Origin of the sequence: Leifsonia sp. EB34 (assembly GCF_041260585.1) — a bacterium.
Classification (GTDB): Bacteria; Actinomycetota; Actinomycetes; order Actinomycetales; family Microbacteriaceae; genus Leifsonia.
The window spans coordinates 666,798-688,643 of sequence record NZ_JBGCCV010000001.1 but is presented as its reverse complement, the minus strand read 5'-3'; the positions used below and the strand labels follow the sequence as shown (position 1 = coordinate 688,643).

The following is a 21,846-nucleotide window of genomic DNA, read 5'->3' as shown; positions in this document are numbered from 1 at the left end:
ACCCTCCCTGGTTGCGATCGCTGAAAGTAGGCGCACGAAGCGCGTGGCAAGTCTATGCCGCGGGGGGCCTCCGCGCTGCTTAGGGTCCCCTTGGTTATCTCGACGTCGAGATAAATGCGCGGCCAGCGCCGCCCTGCCGCCGCTCAGAGCACGTCGGTCGAGCCCGAGATCTTCAGCGCGTCCACCACCGACTTCACCCGCTGCGCGTTGTCCGTGGTCGTGACCAGCAGCGCGTCGGGCGTGTCGACGATGACGATGTCCTTCACTCCGATCAGGCTGATGACGCGCTTGGTCTGGCTGACGACGATGCCGCTGGAGGCGTCCGCGAGCACGCGGGCGTTCGCGCCGAGGATGGCCAGGTCCGTGGTGCGTCCGCCCGAGTTCAGCTTGGAGAGCGAGGCGAAGTCGCCCACGTCGTCCCAGTCGAAGTAGCCGGGGATGACCGCGAGCCTGCCGGCGGCCGCGGCCGGCTCGGCGACGGAGTAGTCGATCGCGATCTTCTCCAGGTTCGGCCAGATCCGGTCGACGGCGGGGCCGCGGGTGGCCGGGTCGTCCCAGGCCGCCGCGAGCTCGACCAGCCCGGCCAGGAGTTCCGGCTTGTTGCGGCCGATCTCCTCCAGGAGCAGGTCGGCGCGCGAGATGAACATGCCCGCGTTCCACAGGTAGGAACCGCTGTCCAAGTAGCTCTCGGCGGTGGGCAGGTCCGGCTTCTCCACGAACGACTTGACCGCGAGAGCGCTCGGGGCGCCGGTCACGGCCAGCTCGCCGCCGCAGCGGATGTAGCCGAACCCGACCGCGGGCTCGGTGGGCTTGATGCCGATGGTGGTGATGTACCCGGCGTCGGCGGCGGCGACGGCCTCCTTCACGGTGGAGGCGAACAGCCGCGTGTTGCGGATGACGTGGTCGGCGGCGAACGAGCCGACGATGACGCCGGGCTCTCGCCGCTGCAGGATGGCCGCGGCCAGTCCGATGGCGGCGGTGGAGTCCCGCGGCTCGGACTCCAGCACCACGTTGGCGTCGGCCAGCGCCGGAAGCTGCGCCTCGACGGCGGCGCGGTGGGCGCGTCCGGTGACGACCATGATCCGCTGCTCGCCGGAGAGGGGAGCGAGCCGGTCCCACGTGCTGCGCAGCAGCGTCTGGCCCGACCCCGTCAGGTCGTGCAGGAACTTGGGGGCGTCCGCCCGCGACAGCGGCCACAGCCGCGAGCCGATCCCGCCCGCCGGGATGATGCTGTAGAACCGGTCGAGCGCGCCACGAGAAGTCATGACGAAAGGATACCGAGGCGGTTCTGGTGAGACGCCCAATCTGGCTAGAATTCCAGATGTGGTACGAAACAATAGGACACGAAGAACATTGATTGCAGCGCTGGTGGCGGCGACGCTCGCGCTCGGCGCCGAGTCGATCCCGGCGGTCGCTCTCACGAAGGAAGAGCCGGCGCGCTCACCGGAGATCGCACAACTCCGCGGCGCGGACGATTTCAATCGCGGCGACGGCGCCCTCGGATCCAAATGGGGGAATGCGTTGGGCTCCTGGGCCATCTCGAACGCCCGAGCCGTGATGAACACCAGCGCAGGAGATCGGAACATCCTGTTCCAGCAGAGGCTGGGCGCGAATTTCGATGTCTCCGCCCGTGTCCGCTTGACAGGACCGGACAGCGGACTCTGGAACGGGTTGGTCTTCAACGCCACGGCCGGCCAGACCGATCGATACATCTTCCGGGTGCGGCCCGCCGCGCAGGGGCGGACCGCGGCGTGGCAGTTGCTGCATCAGTCGGCAGCCCGCGGGCTTGAGGTGCTTGCGAACGTCGGTGTCGGCGATGCGTTCGCTCTTGACACCGACTACACCGTGTCGGTGAGGTCGGAGGGGCTGAACGCTGTCTCCGTTTCGGTCAAGGACGCATCGGGGACCGAGCGGATCCCCGGTTCGCGTCGAGTGGAACTCGACCCGATGAAGCGGGAAATGACCGATGTGGGCGGCCTGGCGGGGCTCTACTCGAACTATGGTGGTGCTGAGTTCGACGACTTCGCGCTCACGACGAGCGACGACCGGCCGGCGGTACATGCCGAGCGGTTCGAGGCCACCGGGCCCGGACTCATAAGCTCGTGGGGCAGAGGGGCCGGTTCATCCGGCACGTGGGGGATCGAGGACGGCCGCGCCCGATTGCTCGATCGAGGTACAGGTGCGGCGACCTGGAACTACATCCTTCCTCAGACACACGTCAATCTCGGCGGCTCCTTCGAGGGGTCGGTCGACGTTGTGGTCGACCCAGAGCAGCCGGTCGCTGCGAATTCGCCGGAGGATACGCCCGAAGGCGGTTCGACGGGGATCGTCGTCAATCTAGGGCAGTCCGGACACTACGTATTTCGGCTCATCGGCGCGGGCAAGGGCGGCCAGTGGCAGCTCGTCAAGAACGTCGGCAGCGAGGTCCTCGTCTCGAACGCCGCGAGAGGGCCTGTCGATCTTTCGCAGGCGGGCCGCTACCGGTTGACCGTTGCCTCGTCCGCGCCCGGGAAGTTCGAGCTGACGGTGGCCCCGCCGAGCGGGGCGGTGATCCGGTCGAGCGTCTCCGATGAGACGGGGACACCGATTCTGACCGGCGGCAATGCCGGACTGTTTACGGCGCGTGGCAACAAGGCGTTCGACAACTTCGTCATCTCCTCGTCCGATAGCGCAGGCACCGATCGGGTGACGGCTGTCTCCTGTGTCGGCCAGACCTCCGCGGAGAGCTCCGCTGCACTCTCGGTGCTGACACGAGGTGACCGCCAGTACGTGGCGTTCTACGACGGCGAGGGCCGGTTGAGGGTCTCGCAGCGTACGCTCTCGTCGAGCGTTGGAGGCAACGACTGCGACACCGCCGGTGCCGTATGGTCGGCGACGAAGGTGCTCGACGAGTTCCACTCCTCGTGGAACGCGCACCGCAGTGTGACGATGGCGATGGACAAGTTCGGGCGCCTTCACATCGTGGGTGCCTTGCACGCGAGCAGTCTGTTCGGCGATCCATCGGGCGAGGCGCCTGCCGACGGACACGCTCCCGGCGCCTATTACCGTTCCGATTCATCTGGAGACGTGGCGTCCCTCGCGCGTCAGACCGAGATCGTGAGCCCCGAGCAGGATGGAGAGCTCACATACCCGGTCTTCTACACCCTGGGCGACGGGCGCCTCGTTCTCGGGGTTTCGAACAGGTTCGGCGGCGTGGCGTCTCAGGGGTTCAACCTCTGGGACGAGTCGCAGGAGAGGTGGACCCGGATCGCGACTTTCAACAATGCGAAGTCGGGCGATCTGTTCACGTTCGTCTATTTCGGAAACGTCGTCCGCGACGCGAAGGGCACCTTCCACCTCGCGTGGGTGTGGCGTACCGGCTCGAGCTTCAACAATGCGATGAACGGAACCCACAACGGCCGGGTTTCTTACGCCAGCACGACCGATTTCAGCACGTGGCGTAACGCCGCCGGAGTCACCATCAAGCTCCCGATCGACTGGGCCGACACGGGAACCATCGTGGACGACGTACCCTCCGGTACGGGGTTGATGCCGCCGAATCTGGCACTCGACAGCGATGGGTCACCGCTGCTCACGTACGTCCACGATGATGCGAAGGTCGCACGGATCTACGCGGCGAGCGTGAACGGAAAGCACTGGGCCGTACATCGGCTGACGAGCACCGGTGATGTCGGGCTCGATGCCGACAAGCCTGGAACGTTCTCGATCAATGTGCTCGCGGGCCCGCTCCAGCGTCACAGCGAACGGCGCTACACGGTCGACTACCTCTACAACGGGAGCAGGGGGAGACTCCACATCGATACCGACACGTGGGAGACGGTCGGCGATGCCCCGATCAACGTGAAGCCGGTGATGCCGTCGAACTCGATTCCGCCCGACGGCATGTGGACCCAGCTGCAGCCCGACCTCTCCGGGCAACCGTACTCATTGGTCTGGAACGCATACCTTTCCGAAGGCGACGTCGAACTCGGCCCCGTCCTCCCGCAACCGATCTACGTGTACACGACCACCAACTGACCCGTCAGGGCCGCCCGGGTGTCACGTGCCGTTCACGGTCGCGACACCCGGCCGGCCGACACTGAGGTCATGCGGGTCGCCGTCGTCAGCGAGAGTTTCCTCCCCACTGTGAACGGGGTGACCAACAGCGTCCTCCGGGTGCTCGATCATCTGGCCGCCGAAGGGCATGAGGCCATCGTGATCTGCCCCGAGGCGGGTGCGCCGGATGAATACGCGGGTTACCGCATCCACCAGGTGCCGTCCATCGCCTACCGGCAGTTCCCGGTCGGGCTGCCGAGCCCGCAGGTGCAGCGGATCCTGGCGAAGTTCGAGCCCGATGTGCTGCACGCGGCCTCTCCTTTCTTCTTGGGCGCGCAGGCCATCGCCGCCGCCAACCGGGTGGGCGTGCCCTCCGTCGCCATCTATCAGACCGACGTCGCCGGCTTCGCGCGCCGCAACGGGCTCGGGATGACCGCCGCCATCGCGTGGAAGTACGTGCGCTGGGTGCACGAGGGCGCGGACGTCACGCTGGTGCCGTCGTCGGCCAGTGAGTACGACCTCCGTCAGGCCGGTGTGCGCCGGCTGGCCCGCTGGGGTCGCGGCGTGGACCTGGAGCGCTATCACCCGAACAATCGCCGCACGCCCGCGGCGGTCGCGCTCCGGGAGCGGCTCTCGCCGGACGGCGAGGTCGTCGTCGGGTACGTCGGGCGGATCGCGCCGGAGAAGCAGGTCGAGCGGCTGCGTGTGCTGCGCGGGCTGCCGCGGGTCTCGGTCGCGATCGTCGGGGACGGGCCGGCGCGGGAGGCCGTCGAGCGGCAGCTCCACGGTGTCCCGACCACCTGGCTCGGCCGACTCGGGGGAGCCGACCTCGCCGCCGCCTACGCGGCCTTCGACGTGTTCGTCCACACCGGCTCCGAGGAGACGTTCGGGCAGACGGTCCAGGAGGCGCACGCCTCCGGCCTCCCCGTGGTCGCGCCGCGAGCCGGCGGCCCGATCGACCTCGTCGAGCACGGTCTCGACGGGCTGCTCTTCCCCCCGGCGGACGACCGGGGCCTCCGCGCCGCCGTCTCCATGCTCGCCGCCGACGCGCCGCTCCGCCTGCGGATGGGGGAGGCCGGCCGCCGCCGCGTGCTCGGGCGCGGCTGGAACGTGCTCTGCGCCGAGCTCATCGGTCACTACGAGCAGGTCATCCTCGACTCGTGCACGGACGTCCGCCGCGGCGGCGCCCAGCGCACCGGCACGCTGCGCGCGTACAGTTAGGTGGCGCTGCCGCCCGGGGTCGCCCGGGCGGTGCACGGGCCGCCTCACGTTTCCACGCACCAGGAGGTGAACCTTGGCGAACCTGAACCGTCGCGGCATCCCGATGCCCTTCGTGTCCCGAGCCCGGCGGGTCGATCCTCCCGGCGCCCCCGCGCCCTCCCGCACCGAGCCGCAGCCGGTCGCCGGCCGTCCCAGCATGGTGGACAGCGCGATCTACGCGGACGGCGTGCGCGTCGCCTCGCCCGGCACCCTGGCCGAGACCTACCGCGCACTGGACGACACCCCCGGCGGAGTCGCCTGGATCGGGCTGTACCGGCCGACCGAGCAGGAGCTGATGTCGCTGGCGGAGGAGTTCAGCCTCCACCCGCTGGCGATCGAAGACGCGATCGTCGCCCACCAGCGGCCCAAGCTGGAGCGCTACGACTCCGTGCTGTTCGTCGTGCTGAAGGCGGCCAGCTATCTGGACGCGCCGGAGGAGGTCGACTTCGGCGAACTGCACCTCTTCGTCGGCCCGAACTTCGTCATCACGGTGCGGCACAGCGAATCGCCCGACCTGTCCACGGTGCGGCACCGGATGGAGCGCGAGCGCGACCTCCTCGCGCTCGGGCCGCAGGCCATCCTCTACGCGATCATCGACGCCGTCGTGGACGCCTACGGTCCGGTCGTCGCCGGGCTCGCCAACGACATCGACGAGATCGAGACGCAGGTCTTCGGCGGGGACGTCCTGGTCTCGCGGCGCATCTACGAGCTGTCGCGGGAGGTCATCGACTTCCAGCGGGCCACGCACCCGCTCTCGTCGGTGATGGTCGCCCTGGAGCGCGGGTCGGCCAAATACGGGGTCACCGAGGAGCTGGAGCGGCGCCTGCGCGACGTGGCCGACCACCTCACGCAGGTGAACGAGCGGGTGGACGGGTTCCGCTACCTGCTGCGCGACATCCTGACGGTGAACTCCACGCTCGTCGCTGAACGCCAGAACGAGGAGCTGACCCGTCTCGCGCACTCGTCGCACCGGCAGGGCGAGGAGGTCAAGAAGATCTCCTCGTGGGCGGCGATCCTGTTCGCACCGACGCTGATCGCGGGCGTGTACGGGATGAACTTCCACAACATGCCGGAGCTGGCATGGCCGCTCGGCTACCCGCTGGCGATCCTCGCGATGCTGGGGTTGAGCACGCTGCTCTACACGGTGTTCAAGAAGCGCGGGTGGATGTAGCGAGGGGTCTGCTCCCCGGACGAGGGTCACCCGCTTCCGCCGCGCCGGATGTTGCTCAAATGAGCAGGTGCCAAACAGCCGCGCATTTGTAACGCTTGCATGAAGAAGCCGGATTCGACCACAGTGCGGTTCGTCATATTCGGTAACGTGCACTGCATATCCTTGCCCGCGCGCACCCGAGCGGGCACTGCATCTTGGAGGACAAAACCTTGACAATCACAGCCCCGAAGGCCGCCCTCACCGGCCTTGTCGCCGTCGGCGTCGTCGCGCTGCTCGCAGCCTGCGGTTCGGCGCCGAGCTCGACCAGCACCGCCGCGAACTCGAAGTACCTGCCCTGCATCGTCTCCGACCAGGGCGGCTTCAACGACCGCTCGTTCAACCAGCTCGGCCTCGAGGGCGTGCAGGAGGCCGCTCAGAAGATCGGCAGCAGCTACAAGCAGGTCCAGTCGAAGAGCGCCAACGACTACCTGCCGAACATCAAGAGCCTGATCCAGCAGGGCTGCAACATCATCGTCGCCTCCGGCTTCAACCTCGTCGCGCCCGTCAAGCAGGCCTCGGCGGAGAACCCGAAGGTCAACTTCGTGATGGTCGACGACAACAGCATCAAGGCCGCCAACGTGAAGCCCGTGGTGTTCAACACCGACGAGGCCGGTTTCATGGCCGGCTACGCCTCGGCGAGCTACTCGAAGACCGGCGTGATCGGCACCTACGGCGGCCAGAAGCTGCCCTCGGTCACCATCTTCATGGACGGCATCTCGGACGGCGTGAAGTACTACAACCAGCAGAAGAGCGCCAACAAGAAGGTCATCGGCTGGGACGTCGCCTCGCAGGACGGCCAGTTCGTCAACAGCTTCGTCGACCTGAACACGTCCAAGACGATCGCGCAGACCATGCTCGGCCAGAACGCCGACGTGCTCGCCCCGATCGGCGGCCCGATCTACCAGGGCGCCGCCTCGGCGATCAAGGACGGCGGCAAGAACGTCGCCCTCATCGGTAACGACGCGGACGTCTTCCTGACCGACCAGAACGGCTACAACAGCCTGTTCCTCACCTCGATCATGAAGAACATCAAGCCGACCGTCTCGACGATCGTGCAGCAGGCCGCCTCCGGCAGCAAGTTCGACAACTCGCAGTACGTCGGCACGCTGAAGAACAACGGCGTCGGCATCGCCCCGTTCCACGACTTCGCCTCGAAGGTCGACTCCGGCCTGCAGGGCGAGCTGGACAAGATCAAGGCCGGCATCATCGACGGTTCGATCAAGGTCGAGTCGCCGTCGGCGTTCGCCGAGTAACACCCAGCAACACCCGGGAGGCCGGCCGCCGTGCCGGCCTCCCCACCTCGTCCGTCACCGCAGACGCGCACAGCCCGACACCCACAAGGCCCCCATGAAACTCGAACTCCGCGGTATCACCAAGCGCTTCGGCGCACTGGTCGCCAACGATCACATCGACCTGACGGTCGAACCCGGTGAGATCCACTGCCTGCTCGGCGAGAACGGCGCAGGCAAGTCGACTCTGATGAACGTCCTGTACGGCCTCTACCAGGCCGACGAGGGCGAGATCCTCCTGGACGACGTCGTCCAGCACTTCGCCGGACCCGGTGACGCCATGAAGGCGGGCATCGGGATGGTCCACCAGCACTTCATGCTCATCCCCGTCTTCACCGTCGCCGAGAACGTCATGCTCGGCCACGAGCAGACCAAGTTCGGCGGCCGGCTCGACCTCGCCGCGGCCCGCGCGAAGGTCCGCGAGATCTCCGCCCGCTTCGGCTTCGACCTCGACCCGGACGCCCTCGTCGAGGACCTCCCGGTCGGCGTGCAGCAGCGCGTGGAGATCATCAAGGCGCTCTCCCGCGATGCAAAGGTCCTCGTCTTCGACGAGCCGACGGCCGTGCTGACCCCGCAGGAGACCGACGAGCTGATGACGATCATGCGCCAGCTCGCCGACAGCGGAACGGGCATCGTCTTCATCACCCACAAGCTCCGCGAGGTGCGCGAGGTCGCGTCCCGGATCACCGTCATGCGCCTCGGCAAGGTCGTCGGCGAGGCGGAGCCCACGGCCTCCAACGCCGAGCTCGCCTCGCTCATGGTCGGCCGCAGCGTCGAGCTGAGCGTCCACAAGGAGGCCCCGACCCTCACCGAGAACAGCCTGCGCGTGCGCGACCTCACGGTCTCGGACGCGGCGGGCGTCGTCCTGGTCGACAACCTGAACTTCGAGGTCCGCGGCGGCGAGGTGCTCGCCATCGCCGGCGTGCAGGGCAATGGGCAGACCGAGCTGACCGAGGCCCTCCTCGGCCTGCAGAAGCGCGTCTCCGGCTCCGTCGAGCTGGACGGCAAGGAGATCCTCGGCCTGTCGGTGCGCAAGGTGCTCGATGCCGGCGTCGGCTTCGTCCCGGAGGACCGCAACGTCGACGGGCTCGTCGCCGAGTTCACGATCGCCGAGAACCTGATGCTCGACCGCTCGGGCCGCGGCCCGTTCGTGAAGGGCTCCAACCTGCAGCTCACGTTCCGCGACAGGTTCGCGGAGGAGAAGACGAAGGAGTTCGACGTCCGCGCGCAGGGGATCACCACCCACGTCGGCCGGCTCTCCGGCGGCAACCAGCAGAAGGTCGTGCTCGCGCGCGAGCTGAGCCGCGACCTGCGGCTGTTCGTGGCGGCCCAGCCCACCCGCGGCCTGGACGTCGGGTCGATCGAGTTCGTCCACGAGCAGATCATCGCGGCCCGCGACTCGGGCGTGCCGGTCATCGTCGTCTCCACCGAGCTCGACGAGATCGTCGCGCTCGGCGACCGGATCGCCGTCATGTACCGCGGCGGCATCGTGGGGATCGTCCCGGCCTCGACGCCGCGCGAGATCCTCGGCCTGATGATGACGGGGGAGGCCCCTCCGGCCGAATACCTCGTCGACGCCCAAGGAGCCTCCGCATGAGCGAACAGATGCCCACTGCCGATGTCGAGGCCGCCGTCGGCGAGACCCCCGTCGACGTCCCGGCACTCGATCAGATCCCCGAGGAGCAGCGCGCCACCGAGCCGCCCGCGCCGGAGATCTCCAAGACCCACCGCGTGCTGCGCGAGATCGCGTCGGGGAGCGTCGTGCTCTCCATCTGCGCGGTCATCGTCGCCCTCGTCGTCGGCGGCGTGTTCATCGCCCTGACGAACCAGCAGGTGCAGCAGGCGCTCGGCTACTTCTTCGCGCGCCCTGGTGACACGTTCGCCGCCATCGCCAACGCGGTGGGCGGCGCCTACGCGGCGCTGTTCCAGGGTGCGATCTACAACACGCACGCGCCCGACTTCGCCACCGGCATCCAGTCGCTGTCGACGACGCTCACCTTCGCCACGCCGCTGATCGCGGCCGGCCTCGGCGTCGCCCTCAGCTTCCGCGTCGGCCTGTTCAACATCGGCGGCCAGGGGCAGATGCTGATCGCCGCGCTGTTCGCTGGCCTGGTCGGCTTCAAGCTGCCGATGGCCCCGGGCGTGCACCTCCTGGTCGCGGTTCTCGCCGGCCTCATCGGCGGCGCGATCTGGGCCGCCATCGCCGGTGTGCTGAAGGCGTACACCGGGGCGCACGAGGTGATCGTCACGATCATGCTCAACTACATCGCGCTCAACCTGCTCAGCTACCTGCTCACCACGTCGTTCCTGCGCGCGCCGGGCGCCAACGACCCGCGCACGCCGCCGACGTTGCCGACAGCGGTGTTCCCGAAACTGTTCGGGAGCAACTACTCGCTGGACATCGGCATCATCCTGGTGGTCCTGGCGACCGTCGCGGTCTGGTGGCTGCTCGAGCGCTCCAGCCTCGGCTTCCGCTTCCGCGCCGTCGGCGAGAACCCGAACGCCGCGCGCGTCGCGGGCATGTCGGTCCGCTCGATCTACGTCTGGGCGATGGTCATCTCCGGAGCGCTCGTCGGCCTCGCCGGCGCCACCCAGGTGCTCGGCCAGATCACCACCGGCTTCGGCAGCGACATCGACGCCGGCATCGGCTTCTCGGCCATCACGGTCGCGCTGCTCGGCCGGTCGCGCCCGTTCGGCGTACTGGTCGCCGGCATCCTGATCGGCGCGTTCCAGGCCGGCGGCTTCGCGATGCAGGCGGCGGACAACGTCCCGGTCGAGGTCATCGCGATCATCCAGTCCGTCACCGTGCTGTTCATCGCCGCGCCCCCGCTGGTGCGCGCCATCTTCCGGCTGCCCGCACCGGGCAGCGCACCGCGCCGCAGCCGCAAGGCGCCCCGCACGAAGGGAGCGGTCGCCCGATGACCGTCATCACCCAGCCCCCCGCCCCGGCCCTGGCCGGCGGCGGGACCGCGCGCGTGGTCGTGCGCCACTGGCGCCTGCCGATCGTCTTCGCGGTGTTCAGCGCGATCAGCATCGTGTTGTTCCTGGTCTTCCCGCGTCCCGGAACGACGACATACACGTTCAGCACGAAGAGCGACTTCTTCACGGTCCCGAACGTCACGATCCCGTCGATCGCGACCGGCATCGTCGTGACGATCATCGCCCTGGCGATCACCGCCGTCGCGTTCGTCCTGGTCGTCCGCGGCCGGACCATCCCGCTCTGGCTGAGCGCGATCTTCGCCCTGGCGCTGCTGGTCGGGTTCATCACCTGGTCGGTCGGCGACGGCACGGTTCCGGTCGCGGGCCTCCTCGCGGCCGCCCTCGGCCTCAGCGTCCCGATCATCTACGGCGCGATGGGCGGTGTGCTCTCCGAGCGCGTCGGCGTCGTCAACGTGGCGATCGAGGGTCAGCTCCTCGGCGGCGCCTTCACCTCGGCGATGCTCGCGACGATCACTCACTCGGTCGTCGTCGGACTGATCGGCGCGGCCGTCGCGGGCGTGATCGTGTCGTTCATCCTGGCCGCGTTCTCGATCAAGTACCTGGTCGACCAGGTGATCGTCGGCATCGTGCTGAACGTGCTCGTGTCGGGCGTCACCGGCTTCTTCTACACGGCCGTGATGGCGAACAACACGGCGGCGTTCAACCTGCCGCCCACCCTGCCGAACCTGCCGATCCCGCTGCTCAGCCAGATCCCGGTCATCGGCCCGGTGCTGTTCAACCAGACCCTGATCGTCTACGTGATGTACGTGGCGGTGGCCGGCGTCTACTTCTTCCTGTTCCACACCCGCTGGGGCCTCCGGGTCCGCGCGGTGGGCGAGCACCCGAAGGCGGCGGACACGGTCGGCGTCAAGGTCAACTCGACCCGGTTCTGGACGGTGCTGATCGCGGGCGCCATCGCCGGATTCGGTGGCGCGTACTTCACGATCGGCGGCGTCGGCGGCTTCGTGAAGGACATGACCAGCGGCCTCGGCTATATCGCCCTCGCGGCCGTGATCTTCGGACGCTGGGACCCGATCCGGGCGACGCTCGCCGCGCTGCTGTTCGGCTTCGCCGGAGCGCTGCAGAGCCTCCTCGGCCTGCTGCACGCGCCGATCCCGAGCGAGTTCCTGCGCATGCTGCCCTACCTCGTGACCATCTTCGCGGTGGCCGGGCTGGTCGGTCAGTCCCGCGGGCCGGCGGCGTCGGGCAAGCCGTACATCAAGTCATGACCGCGGCGATCGACTGGCCGGCGCTCCGCGCCGCGGCGAACGAGGCGATGACGCACGCGTACGTGCCGTACTCGCGGTTCCCGGTCGGCGCGGCAGCGCTGGTCGACGACGGCCGCATCGTCAGCGGCTGCAACGTCGAGAACGCGAGCTACGGCGTCACGCTGTGCGCCGAGTGCGGCCTGGTGTCGTCGCTCGCGATGACCGGCGGAGGGCGGCTCGTCGCGTTCACCTGCGTGAACGGCGACGGTGACACCCTGATGCCGTGCGGTCGCTGCCGCCAGCTCCTGTACGAGCACTCGGCCGACGGGATGCTGCTGGAGACGGTCTCCGGCATCCGCACCATCGACGAGGTGCTGCCCGACGCGTTCGGGCCGCGCCAGCTCGCCGCGTATGCCGAGGAGCACAGCGCCCAGCAGTCCGGCGCCGACGAGCGCGGCGTCGACTGACAGTCCGACCAACGAGCAAGAGGGTTACATCTTCGTGAGCACAGCAGCGGTCGAGGCGTTCGACGCCGTCGACCTGATCAGGACCAAGCGCGACCGTGGCGAGCTGACCACGGCGGAGATCGACTGGCTGGTCGACGCGTACACGCGCGGCTACGTCGGCGACGAGCAGATGTCGGCCATGACCATGGCGATCTTCCTCAACGGGATGACCCGGCGCGAGATCCGGGACCTCACCCTGGCCATGATCGCGTCGGGCGAGCGGATGGACTTCTCCGGCCTCGGCAAGCCGACCGCCGACAAGCACTCCACTGGCGGCGTCGGCGACAAGATCACCCTGCCGCTGATGCCCCTGGTGGCGTCGTTCGGCGTCGCGGTACCGCAGCTCTCCGGCCGCGGTCTCGGCCACACCGGCGGCACGCTCGACAAGCTGGAGAGCATCCCGGGCTGGCGTGCGAATCTCAGCAATGAGGAGATGCTCGCCCAGCTCCGCGGCCCCGGCGGTGTGATCTGCGCCGCTGGCTCCGGGCTCGCGCCCGCCGACGGCAAGCTGTACGCTCTGCGCGACATCACGGGGACGGTGGAGGCCATCCCGCTGATCGCGTCCTCCATCATGTCCAAGAAGATCGCGGAGGGCACCAGCGCCCTCGTGCTGGACGTCAAGTTCGGCTCCGGCGCCTTCCTCAAGGACATCGACAAGTCGCGCGAGCTCGCCCGAACGATGGTGGAGCTCGGCAAGGACGCGGGAGTGGCGACCTCCGCCCTCCTCACCGACATGAACGTCCCGCTCGGCCTCGCTATCGGCAACGCCAACGAGGTGCGCGAGTCGGTCGAGGTGCTCGCCGGCGGCGGCCCGGCCGACATCGTGGAGCTGACCGTGGCGCTCGCCCGCGAGATGCTGGCGCTGGCGGGACAACCGGACGCCGACGTGGAGGCCGCGCTGAAGGACGGCCGTGCGATGGACAAGTGGCGGGAGACCGTGCGCGCCCAGGGCGGCGACCCGGACGCGGCCCTCCCTGTCGCGCGGGAGACGCACACCGTCGTCGCCGAGTCGGACGGCATCCTGGTGGAGCAGCAGGCGCTCCCGTTCGGCATCGCCGCTTGGCGGCTCGGCGCGGGCCGCGCCCGCAAGCAGGACCCGGTGCAGCACGCCGCGGGCGTCGACCTCCACGCCAAGCCGGGCGACGAGGTGCGCGCGGGCCAGCCGCTGTTCACGCTGTCCGCCGACGAGCCCGCCCGCTTCGAGCGCGCGCTGGAGGCGCTGGAGGGCGCGTACCGGATCGCGCCCGCCGGCACCCCCTTCACCCGGACCCCCCTCGTCGCCGAGCGCATCGCCTAGCACCCCGCCCAGCCCGCGAGTACGCAGAAAATCCGCCGAAAACCGCCGAGTACGCAGACTCTTCGCGTACTCGGCGGCTGCCATCGACCACGAGCGCACCGATAGATTGAGGACCATGAGCCTGAACGAGAACAGCACCTACACGCTTGCCGACGGGACCGACATCCGGGCGCTGCCCAAGGTCTCCCTGCACGACCACCTGGACGGCGGCCTGCGGCCCTCGACGGTGCTGGAGCTCGCGGGCGGCATCGGCCTCCCGCTCCCGGCCGACGACGCGACCGCGCTCGGCGCCTGGTTCGCCGAGAAGTCCAACTCGGGCTCGCTGGTCGAGTACCTCAAGACCTTCGACATCACCACGGCGGTCATGCAGACCCGCGAGGGCCTCAGCCGCGTCGCCCGGGAGTTCGTGCAGGACCTCGGCGCGGACGGCGTCGTGTACGGCGAGATCCGCTGGGCGCCCGAGCAGCACCTCACCCGCGGCCTCACGCTCGACGAGACCGTGGAGGCCGTGCAGGAGGGCCTGGAGCAGGGTATCGAGGACGTCCGCGCCACCGGCAACCGCATCCGTGTGGGCCAGCTCATCAGCGCCATGCGCCACACCGACCGCAGCCTCGAGATCGCGGAGCTGGCCGTGCGCCACCGCGACCGCGGCGCCGTCGGCTTCGACATCGCCGGGCCCGAGGCTGGCTTCCCGCCCTCGAACCACAAGGCGGCGTTCGACTACCTCGCGGCGCAGTTCTTCCCGGCCACCGTGCACGCGGGGGAGGCCGACGGGCTCGACAGCATCCGCAGCGCCCTCCTCGACGGGCGCGCCCTGCGCCTCGGCCACGGCGTGCGCCTGGCCGAGGACATCACGATCGAGCGCCAGGACGACGAGAACACCTACGTGACGCTCGGCACCCTGTCGCAGTGGGTGAAGGACCGCGAGATCGCCCTGGAGACCAGCCCGACCTCCAACCTGCAGACCGGCGCCATCGCGGCCTGGGGCGACGACATCCTCGACCACCCGTTCGACCTGCTGTACCAGCTCGGCTTCCGGGTCACAGTCAACACCGACAACCGTCTGATGAGCGGCACGACGCTGACGCGCGAGCTGAGCATCCTCGCCGACGCGTTCTCGTACGACCTCACCGACCTGGAGATCTTCCAGCTCAACGCCGCCGCCGGGGCGTTCCTCCCGGTCGAGCAGCGTGAGGAGCTGGCCGAAATCATCACAGCAGGTTTCGAGGGTTCGTGACCCGCTAACGCGTACGCTGGACCCATGCCGCTGCCATCGTTGCCCGACACCGCTGTGACCGTCGGAGCCCACGCCTCCGACTGGCGCGACGCGGTCGAACTCGCGGGGGCGGCGCTGGCGCGCTCCGGCGCGACGGAGCAGGGCTACAGCGCGCGGATGGTCCAGGTGATCGAGGAGTTCGGCGCCTACATCGTGATCGCGCCGGGCCTCGCCCTGGCGCACGCGCGGCCGGGGCCGGACGTGAACCACGATGGTCTGTCGGTGGTCACGCTCGACGACCCGGTGGTCTTCGGGCACCCCCACAACGACCCGGTGTCCGTCGTGATCGGCCTGGCCGTGACGTCGCCGGAGGCGCACGTGTCGAGCGTCGCCGAGCTGGCCAACGTCTTCAACGACCCGGGTGCGATCCCGGCGCTGGCGGCCGCGGGCGACGTCGCGGAGGTGCAGCGCATCCTCACGCTCAGCGAAGAGGAAGCGGCGCGATGAGAGGGACGACTCGGCTGACAGGGACCACGCTGTGAAGATCGTCGCGATCTGCGGCGCGGGGATCGGCACCTCCGGCATTCTGAAGGTGAACGCCGAGCGCGTGCTCGACCGCCTCGGCCTCGACGCGGACGTGACCGCGGCGGACGTCGCGAGCGTGGATTCCGCCTCCAGCGACGCGCAGATCATCCTCACGTCGCCCGAGCTGGTCGACCGCATCGGGCCGACCAACGCGGACGTGATCGTGGTGCAGAACTACTTCGACCTCGACGAGCTCGAGCAGAAGCTCGACGAGGCGCTGGGCTGATCTCCGCGATTACGCGATGAGCTCGCGCATCGCGGCGGCGAGGGCGGCGACGCGCGCGGTCGCGGTGGCGCGCCGCGCGGCCACATCGCCCTCGTCGCTGGACGCGTCGATGTAGATCTTCAGCTTGGGCTCGGTGCCGCTCGGGCGGACCATGACGCGCGAGCCGTCCGCGAGGACGATGCGCAGCACGTCGCTCGGCGGCAGCGCGCCGAAGCCGTCGCGGAGGTCGTCGATGTGGTCGACGGCGACCTCGCCGAGCCGGTTCGGCGGCGTCGAGCGCAGCGCGGCCATGATCTCCCCGATGCGGGACAGGTCGGTGACGCGGAGCGAGATCTGGTCGCTGGCGAAGTAGCCGAAGCGCTCCGCGAAGGCGTCCAGGTGGTCCGCGATCGTCCGTCCGGAGGCCGCGAGCTCGTTGGCGAGGTCGAGGAACGCCGTGGCGGCCGAGATGCCGTCCTTGTCGCGGATGGTCTTCGGGTTGACGAGGTAGCCGAGCGCCTCCTCGAAGCCGAAGATCAGTCCCGGAGCGCGGGAGACCCACTTGAACCCGGTGAGCGTGTCCGCGAAGTCCAGGTGGTACGCCGCCGCGACGGCCGCGAGGGCCGGTGAGGAGACGATCGAGCAGGCAAGCGTGCCGAAGGCGCCCCCCGCGGTCGACGTGCGCTCAGCGAGCTCGGCGGCGCGCCAGCCGAGCAGGGCGCCGACCTCGTTGCCGCTCAGGCGCCGGAACCCGTCGGCCGAGTCGTCCGGGATGGCGACGGCGAGCCGGTCGGCGTCCGGGTCGTTCGCGATGATCAGGTCGACGCCCGCGGCGCGACCGGTCGCGAACGCCAGGTCCATCGCGCCCGGCTCCTCCGGGTTCGGGAACGAGACGGTCGGGAAGGCGGCATCCGGGTCGCGCTGCTCCAGCACCACCGCCGCCGTGGAGAATCCGGCACGCTCGAAGACAGCCTCCGCCGTGCGCCAGCCGACGCCGTGCATCGCGGTGTAGGCGAACGAGACGGCGTCCCGCGGCGCGGTCGTGGTCGCGACGGCGGCGGTGGCCTCGATGTATGCGGCCTCCACATCGCCCGACGCGACCTCGTACTGCTCCGAGCGCGGCAGGTCGCGGATGTCGCCCTGCGCGACCTGGAGGATGCGCGCCTCGATCTGGGCGTCGGTCGGCGAGACGATCTGCGAGCCGTGGTTCACCCCGCCCAGGTAGACCTTGTAGCCGTTGTCGTCCGGCGGGTTGTGACTCGCCGTGACCATGACGCCGGCGCTCATATCGAGGTGCCGCACGGCGAACGCGAGCACCGGGGTCGGCAGCAGCCGGGGGAGCAGGACCGCGCGCACGCCGGCGCCGGCCATCAGCTCGGCGGTGTCGCGGGCGAAGACGTCGGAGTTCTTCCGTCCGTCGTAGCCGATGACCACCGACGGCTGGGCGCCATCGGAGTGCTCCAGCAGCCAGCGCGCGAAGCCGGCCGCGGCCTGGGAGACCAGGACGCGGTTCATCCGGTTGGGCCCGGCGGCGATCTCACCGCGGAGGCCGGCGGTGCCGAACTCGAGCCGCGTGTCGAACCGCGCGTGGAGGTCGGCGATCGCCACCGCGGACCCGGCCTCGGCGGCCACGATCAGCGACTGCAGCTCGTCGCGGGTCTCGGGGTCGGGGTCCTGCGCGAGCCAGGCGCGCGCCGCGGCGAGGAGCTGGGGCGTGTCGAGCGGCCCCGTCTGGATGTCGGAACCGGTCACAGGGCCTCCACGATCCGGGCCAGCAGGGCGCTGATCACGGGCTCGGCCTCCCGGCCGGCTTCGATGACCTCCTGGTGGCTGAGCGGGGTCTTCTGGATGCCGGCGGCCAGGTTGGTGACGAGCGACATGCCGAGGATCTCCATGCCGGCCTGGCGGGCGGCGATGGCCTCCAGCGCCGTCGACATGCCCACGATGTGGCCGCCTATCGCCTTGGCCATCTGCACCTCGGCCGGGGTCTCGTAGTGCGGTCCGCGGAACTGCGTGTACACACCCTCGTCGAGGCTCGGGTCGATGGTCTTCGCGAGGTCGCGCAGGCGCTTCGAGTACAGGTCGGTGAGGTCGATGAAGGTCGCGCCCTCCAGCGGCGAGTCCGCCGTCAGGTTGATGTGGTCGCTGATCAGCACCGGGGTGCCGGGCTTCCAGTGCTCCTTGATGCCGCCCGCGCCGTTGGTGAGGACCATCGTGGTCGCGCCGGCGGCCGCGGCGGTGCGGACGCTGTGCACGACCCGGCGCACGCCGTGGCCTTCGTAGTAGTGGGTGCGCGCGCCGATCACGAGCGCGTGCTTGCCGTTCGCGAGGCGGAGCGAGCGCAGCGTGCCGGCGTGCCCCTCCAGCGCCGGCTTGCTGAAGCCGAGGATCTCGTGCGCGGGGATGACGGCGACGGTCTCGCCGATCAGGTCGGCGGCCTTGCCCCAGCCGCTGCCGAGGGTGAGGGCGATGTCGTGCTTCTCGACGCCGGTCTTCTCGGCGAGCTGCTGCGCTGCCTCCGCGGCGACCTCGAACGGGTCGGCTGCGGGGTCGTCGAGCGGGTTCTGGGTGGTTTCGAGCATGAGGCAACTCTACTGAGGGCCACCCGGCGGCACAGCGTCCGCGCGGTTGCGCATCGGTGCACCGGGATACGGAAGAATAAGAGGCATGGCCTATGAATTCGAGCGCAAGCAGCGGATCGCCGTCCTCGGCGGCGGACCGGGCGGGTACGAGGCGGCACTCGCCGGCGCGCAGCTCGGCGCGGACGTCACGCTCGTGGAGCGCTCCGGTGTCGGCGGCTCGGCCGTCATCACCGATGTGGTGCCCTCCAAGAGCCTCATCGCCACCGCGGAGGCCACCAACTCCATCTCCGAGGCGACCGACCTCGGCGTCCAGTTCTTCTCACGCGGCGAGAGCGGCAAGCCGGTGCGTCCGGAGATCGCCGTCAACCTGGCCGCGGTCAACAAGCGCCTGATGGGCCTGGCCCGCCAGCAGTCGGAGGACATGCGCGCCGAGCTCGTGCGCGCGGGCGTCCGCATCGTCACCGGCGAGGGCCGGCTCGACGGCGAGAACGCGATCATCGTGTCCACCGGAACGGGCGACGCCGGCACCGACTTCGACCGGGTGGAGGCCGACACGATCGTGATCGCGGTCGGCGCGAGCCCGCGCATCCTGTCCTCCGCGGTCCCGGACGGCGAGCGCATCCTGACCTGGACCCAGCTCTACGACCTCGCCACCGTCCCGGAGCACCTGATCGTGGTCGGGTCGGGCGTCACGGGCGCCGAGTTCGCGTCGGCGTACACCGCGCTCGGCTCGAAGGTCACGCTGATCTCGTCGCGCGACCAGGTCCTCCCGGGCGAGGACGCCGACGCCGCCCGCGTCATCGAGAACGTCTTCAAGCGCAACGGCATGCAGGTGCTCTCCAAGTCGCGCGCCGAGTCCGTGGTCCGTACCGAGAACGGTGTGGTCGCCACGCTCACCGACGGCCGCACGGTGGAGGGCAGCCACTGTCTGATGGCCGTCGGCTCCATCCCGAACACTGCGGGCATCGGCCTGGAGGAGGCGGGCGTGCAGCTCACGCCGTCCGGCCACATCCGGGTCAACCGGGTCGCACGCACGTCCATCCCGAACATCTACGCGGCGGGCGACTGCTCCGACCTGCTGCCGCTGGCGTCGGTCGCCTCCATGCAGGGCCGCACCGCGGTGTTCCACGCGATGGGCGACGCGGTCAACCCGATCGAGCTGCGCAACGTCACCTCGAACATCTTCACCCAGCCGGAGATCGCGACGGTCGGCTGGAACCAGAAGCAGATCGAGGACGGCATCGCGCAGGGCGACATCTACAAGCTGCCGCTGAAGTCCAACCCGCGCGCCAAGATGCTCGGCATCCGCGACGGCTTCGTGAAGCTGTTCGCGCGCACGGGGTCGGGTACCGTGATCGGCGGCGTGATCGTCGCGCCGCGGGCCTCCGAGCTGATCTTCCCGCTCGCGCTGGCGGTGGAGCACCGGCTCACGGTCGACCAGGTGGCGCGGGCGTTCACGGTGTACCCGTCGCTCTCCGGGTCGATCTCGGACGCCGCGCGCGCGATGCACATCGTGCTCTAGACGGGAGGCCGCGGGATGGAGGAGGTCCTGGTCGTCGGCGTCCTCGCCGTGCTGACCATCGCGGCCGCCACCGTCTACGGGCAGCGCTTCGGGGTGGCGTCGCCGCTCATCCTCGTCGTGGTCGGCATCCTGGTCTCCTTCCTGCCGTTCGTGCCGGTGTTGGAGGTCCAGCCCCAGTGGATCATCGCGGGGGTGCTTCCGCCGCTGCTCTACTCGGCGTCGGTGTCGATGCCGTCGATGAACTTCCGGCGGGAGTTCGGCGCGATCGGCGGCCTCTCGGTGGTGCTCGTGATCCTGAGCTCTGTGCTGCTCGGCATCTTCTTCGCGTGGGCGATCCCGGGATTGGGGCTCGCCTGGGGCGTTGCGCTCGGCGCGATCGTCAGCCCGACCGACGCGGTGGCGACCGGCATCGTGAAGCGCGCGGGGGTGTCGCCGCGCGTCGTCGCCATCCTGGAGGGCGAGAGCCTGCTCAACGACGCGACGGCGCTGGTGTTGCTGCGGGCGGCGGTCGCGGCCGCGGCGGTGGCCTCCTTCACCCTCGGCGCGGTGACGCTGTCGTTCCTCTACTCGGTGGTCGTCGCGGTGGTGTTCGGCTGGGCGGTCGGGCGGCTGAACCTGATCGTGCGGGCGCGCGTGAAGGACGCGACGGTCAACACGGTGCTGTCGTTCACGGTGCCGTTCCTGGCCTCCATCCCGGCGGAGGCGCTGGGGGCGTCCGGGCTGGTCGCGGCCGTCGTCGCGGGCCTGATCACCGGCAGCCGCGGGCCGCGCGTGCTGTCGCCGGAGCACCGGCTGTCGGACACCCAGAACTGGCGGACCGTGGAGCTCGTGCTGGAGGGCATGATCTTCCTCACGATGGGCCTGGAGCTGTTCGGCATCGTCCAGAAGGTGCAGAAGGACCACTCCGGCGTCCTGCCGGCGGTCGGCATCGCGGCGGCCGCGCTGCTGCTCACGCTGGTGGTGCGGGCCGCGTTCGTGGCGCCGCTGCTCGCCCTGCTGGCCCGACGGGGGCGCAGGCGCGAGCGGATGCGGCCGGCGCTGACCAAGCTTCAGGAGCGGCTGGAGGACCCGGAGGCCGCCAGGCGCCTGCTCGAGCAGGGACCGCCCCCGCCCGACGCGGCGGCTGCGCTGCCGCCGGAAGCGGAGCTCGCCGACGACCCGGAGGCGCACGCGGACGTCCTCGCGTCGGACCCGGCCGTCGCGCATGCGGAGGTGGCGAAGGTGGCGGGCATGCCGGAGGTCGCCGCCGTCACACGGGACACGCTCGGGGCGACGCCCTCCGGCTGGCGTGGCCGCCTGATCCGGAGGCAGCGCCAGCGGCAGCGGGCCTGGACGGTGGAGAACCTCACCCGGTTCGGCACGCGGCTGCGGCGGGTGCTGGCGGACATCGACTACTTCACGGGGACGCCGCTCGGCTGGCGCGAGGGCAGCATCGTCGTCTGGGCCGGGATGCGCGGCGCGGTCACCGTCGCCGCAGCGCAGAGCCTCCCGTCGAACACGCCGGGCCGGTCGGTGCTCGTGCTGATCGCGTTCCTGGTCGCGGCCGGGTCGCTGCTGCTCCAGGGCGGGACCCTCGGGTTCGTGCTGCGCGTGGTGAAGCCGGCGGCCTCCGACCCGCAGGTCGAGAAGGAGGAGCGCAAGCGGCTGCTGGAGCTGCTGCACGAGGCGGGGCAGGCGGTGCCGCAGCCGGACACCACGGAGCGCACGCCGGAGGCGTTCAACCAGCACAAGTCGGCGCGGCTGAAGCGCATCCGCGCCCAGCGCGACGCGCTGCTCGACGCCCGCGACGACGGCACCTTCAGCGCCGACGCGCTCGCCGGCGCGCTCAGCAACCTCGACGCCGACGAGATCAGCATCGACCTGAAGGGCGACCCCACCGAGGCCACCGGCTAGGCCCGCCCCAACTCCGGAGATCCCGTCCCACCCCGCCCGATTCTCCGGAATTACGGACT

General features: G+C 69.9%; 17 protein-coding genes. 14 read left to right on the top strand and 3 right to left on the bottom strand.

Annotated features, from left to right (window positions below; genetic code table 11):
• Positions 1 to 143: 143 nt before the first annotated feature.
• Positions 144 to 1,265, bottom strand: a complete 1,122-nt coding sequence (locus ABIA36_RS03290; protein ID WP_369960840.1) for a mannose-1-phosphate guanylyltransferase — start codon at positions 1,263 to 1,265, stop codon at positions 144 to 146.
• An 88-nt stretch (positions 1,266 to 1,353) separates the two neighbouring features.
• On the opposite strand from ABIA36_RS03290, the gene ABIA36_RS03285 reads away from it, so the two are divergent.
• From ABIA36_RS03285 to ABIA36_RS03230, 12 genes are all read left to right on the top strand, one after another.
• Positions 1,354 to 4,017 carry a BNR-4 repeat-containing protein gene (locus ABIA36_RS03285; protein ID WP_369960839.1) on the top strand — a complete coding sequence of 888 codons (2,664 nt, stop codon included), beginning with the start codon at positions 1,354 to 1,356 and terminating at the stop codon, positions 4,015 to 4,017.
• A gap of 69 nt (positions 4,018 to 4,086) precedes the next feature.
• Positions 4,087 to 5,256, top strand: a complete 1,170-nt coding sequence (locus ABIA36_RS03280; RefSeq protein ID WP_369960838.1) for a glycosyltransferase family 4 protein — start codon at positions 4,087 to 4,089, stop codon at positions 5,254 to 5,256.
• 73 nt (positions 5,257 to 5,329) lie between these two features.
• Positions 5,330 to 6,466, top strand: coding sequence for a magnesium and cobalt transport protein CorA (locus ABIA36_RS03275; protein ID WP_369960837.1), 1,137 nt, complete (start codon positions 5,330 to 5,332; stop codon positions 6,464 to 6,466).
• A gap of 209 nt (positions 6,467 to 6,675) precedes the next feature.
• A complete protein-coding gene (locus ABIA36_RS03270; RefSeq protein WP_369960836.1) occupies positions 6,676 to 7,758 on the top strand; it encodes a BMP family protein in 1,083 nt (360 codons plus the stop codon).
• 94 nt (positions 7,759 to 7,852) lie between these two features.
• Complete coding sequence (locus ABIA36_RS03265) at positions 7,853 to 9,391, top strand: ABC transporter ATP-binding protein (RefSeq protein WP_369960835.1); 1,539 nt, start codon at positions 7,853 to 7,855, stop codon at positions 9,389 to 9,391.
• Complete coding sequence (locus ABIA36_RS03260) at positions 9,388 to 10,716, top strand: ABC transporter permease (protein WP_369960834.1); 1,329 nt, start codon at positions 9,388 to 9,390, stop codon at positions 10,714 to 10,716. Before ABIA36_RS03265 ends, ABIA36_RS03260 begins: the two co-directional genes overlap by 4 nt.
• Entirely contained in the window at positions 10,713 to 12,002 is a 1,290-nt protein-coding gene (locus ABIA36_RS03255) for an ABC transporter permease (RefSeq protein ID WP_369960833.1), read from the top strand. Before ABIA36_RS03260 ends, ABIA36_RS03255 begins: the two co-directional genes overlap by 4 nt.
• Positions 11,999 to 12,448, top strand: coding sequence for a cytidine deaminase (locus ABIA36_RS03250; protein ID WP_369960832.1), 450 nt, complete (start codon positions 11,999 to 12,001; stop codon positions 12,446 to 12,448). Before ABIA36_RS03255 ends, ABIA36_RS03250 begins: the two co-directional genes overlap by 4 nt.
• A gap of 34 nt (positions 12,449 to 12,482) precedes the next feature.
• A complete protein-coding gene (locus tag ABIA36_RS03245; protein WP_369960831.1) occupies positions 12,483 to 13,784 on the top strand; it encodes a thymidine phosphorylase in 1,302 nt (433 codons plus the stop codon).
• A gap of 115 nt (positions 13,785 to 13,899) precedes the next feature.
• Positions 13,900 to 15,021: an adenosine deaminase gene (locus tag ABIA36_RS03240; protein WP_369960830.1), complete on the top strand. Its 1,122-nt coding sequence runs from the start codon at positions 13,900 to 13,902 to the stop codon at positions 15,019 to 15,021.
• A 24-nt stretch (positions 15,022 to 15,045) separates the two neighbouring features.
• Entirely contained in the window at positions 15,046 to 15,507 is a 462-nt protein-coding gene (locus ABIA36_RS03235) for a PTS sugar transporter subunit IIA (RefSeq protein WP_369960829.1), read from the top strand.
• Between the two features lie 31 nt (positions 15,508 to 15,538).
• Positions 15,539 to 15,811, top strand: coding sequence for a PTS sugar transporter subunit IIB (locus tag ABIA36_RS03230; protein WP_369960828.1), 273 nt, complete (start codon positions 15,539 to 15,541; stop codon positions 15,809 to 15,811).
• Positions 15,812 to 15,820: 9 nt separating this feature from the next.
• Here the strand turns inward: ABIA36_RS03230 and ABIA36_RS03225 are convergent, their stop codons facing one another.
• The gene (locus ABIA36_RS03225; RefSeq protein WP_369960827.1) at positions 15,821 to 17,542 is read right to left on the bottom strand and encodes a phospho-sugar mutase; all 1,722 of its coding nucleotides are present in this window, start codon (positions 17,540 to 17,542) and stop codon (positions 15,821 to 15,823) included.
• Positions 17,539 to 18,372 (bottom strand): purine-nucleoside phosphorylase, encoded by an 834-nt coding sequence (locus ABIA36_RS03220; RefSeq protein WP_369960826.1) that lies wholly within the window; start codon positions 18,370 to 18,372, stop codon positions 17,539 to 17,541. The genes ABIA36_RS03225 and ABIA36_RS03220 overlap by 4 nt, the downstream gene beginning before the upstream one ends.
• Before the next feature lie 85 nt (positions 18,373 to 18,457).
• Between ABIA36_RS03220 and ABIA36_RS03215 the strand changes: the two genes are divergently transcribed.
• Both ABIA36_RS03215 and ABIA36_RS03210 read left to right on the top strand, forming a co-directional pair.
• Positions 18,458 to 19,894, top strand: coding sequence for an NAD(P)H-quinone dehydrogenase (locus ABIA36_RS03215; protein ID WP_369960825.1), 1,437 nt, complete (start codon positions 18,458 to 18,460; stop codon positions 19,892 to 19,894).
• 15 nt (positions 19,895 to 19,909) lie between these two features.
• Positions 19,910 to 21,787: a cation:proton antiporter gene (locus tag ABIA36_RS03210; protein ID WP_369960824.1), complete on the top strand. Its 1,878-nt coding sequence runs from the start codon at positions 19,910 to 19,912 to the stop codon at positions 21,785 to 21,787.
• Positions 21,788 to 21,846 lie beyond the last annotated feature (59 nt).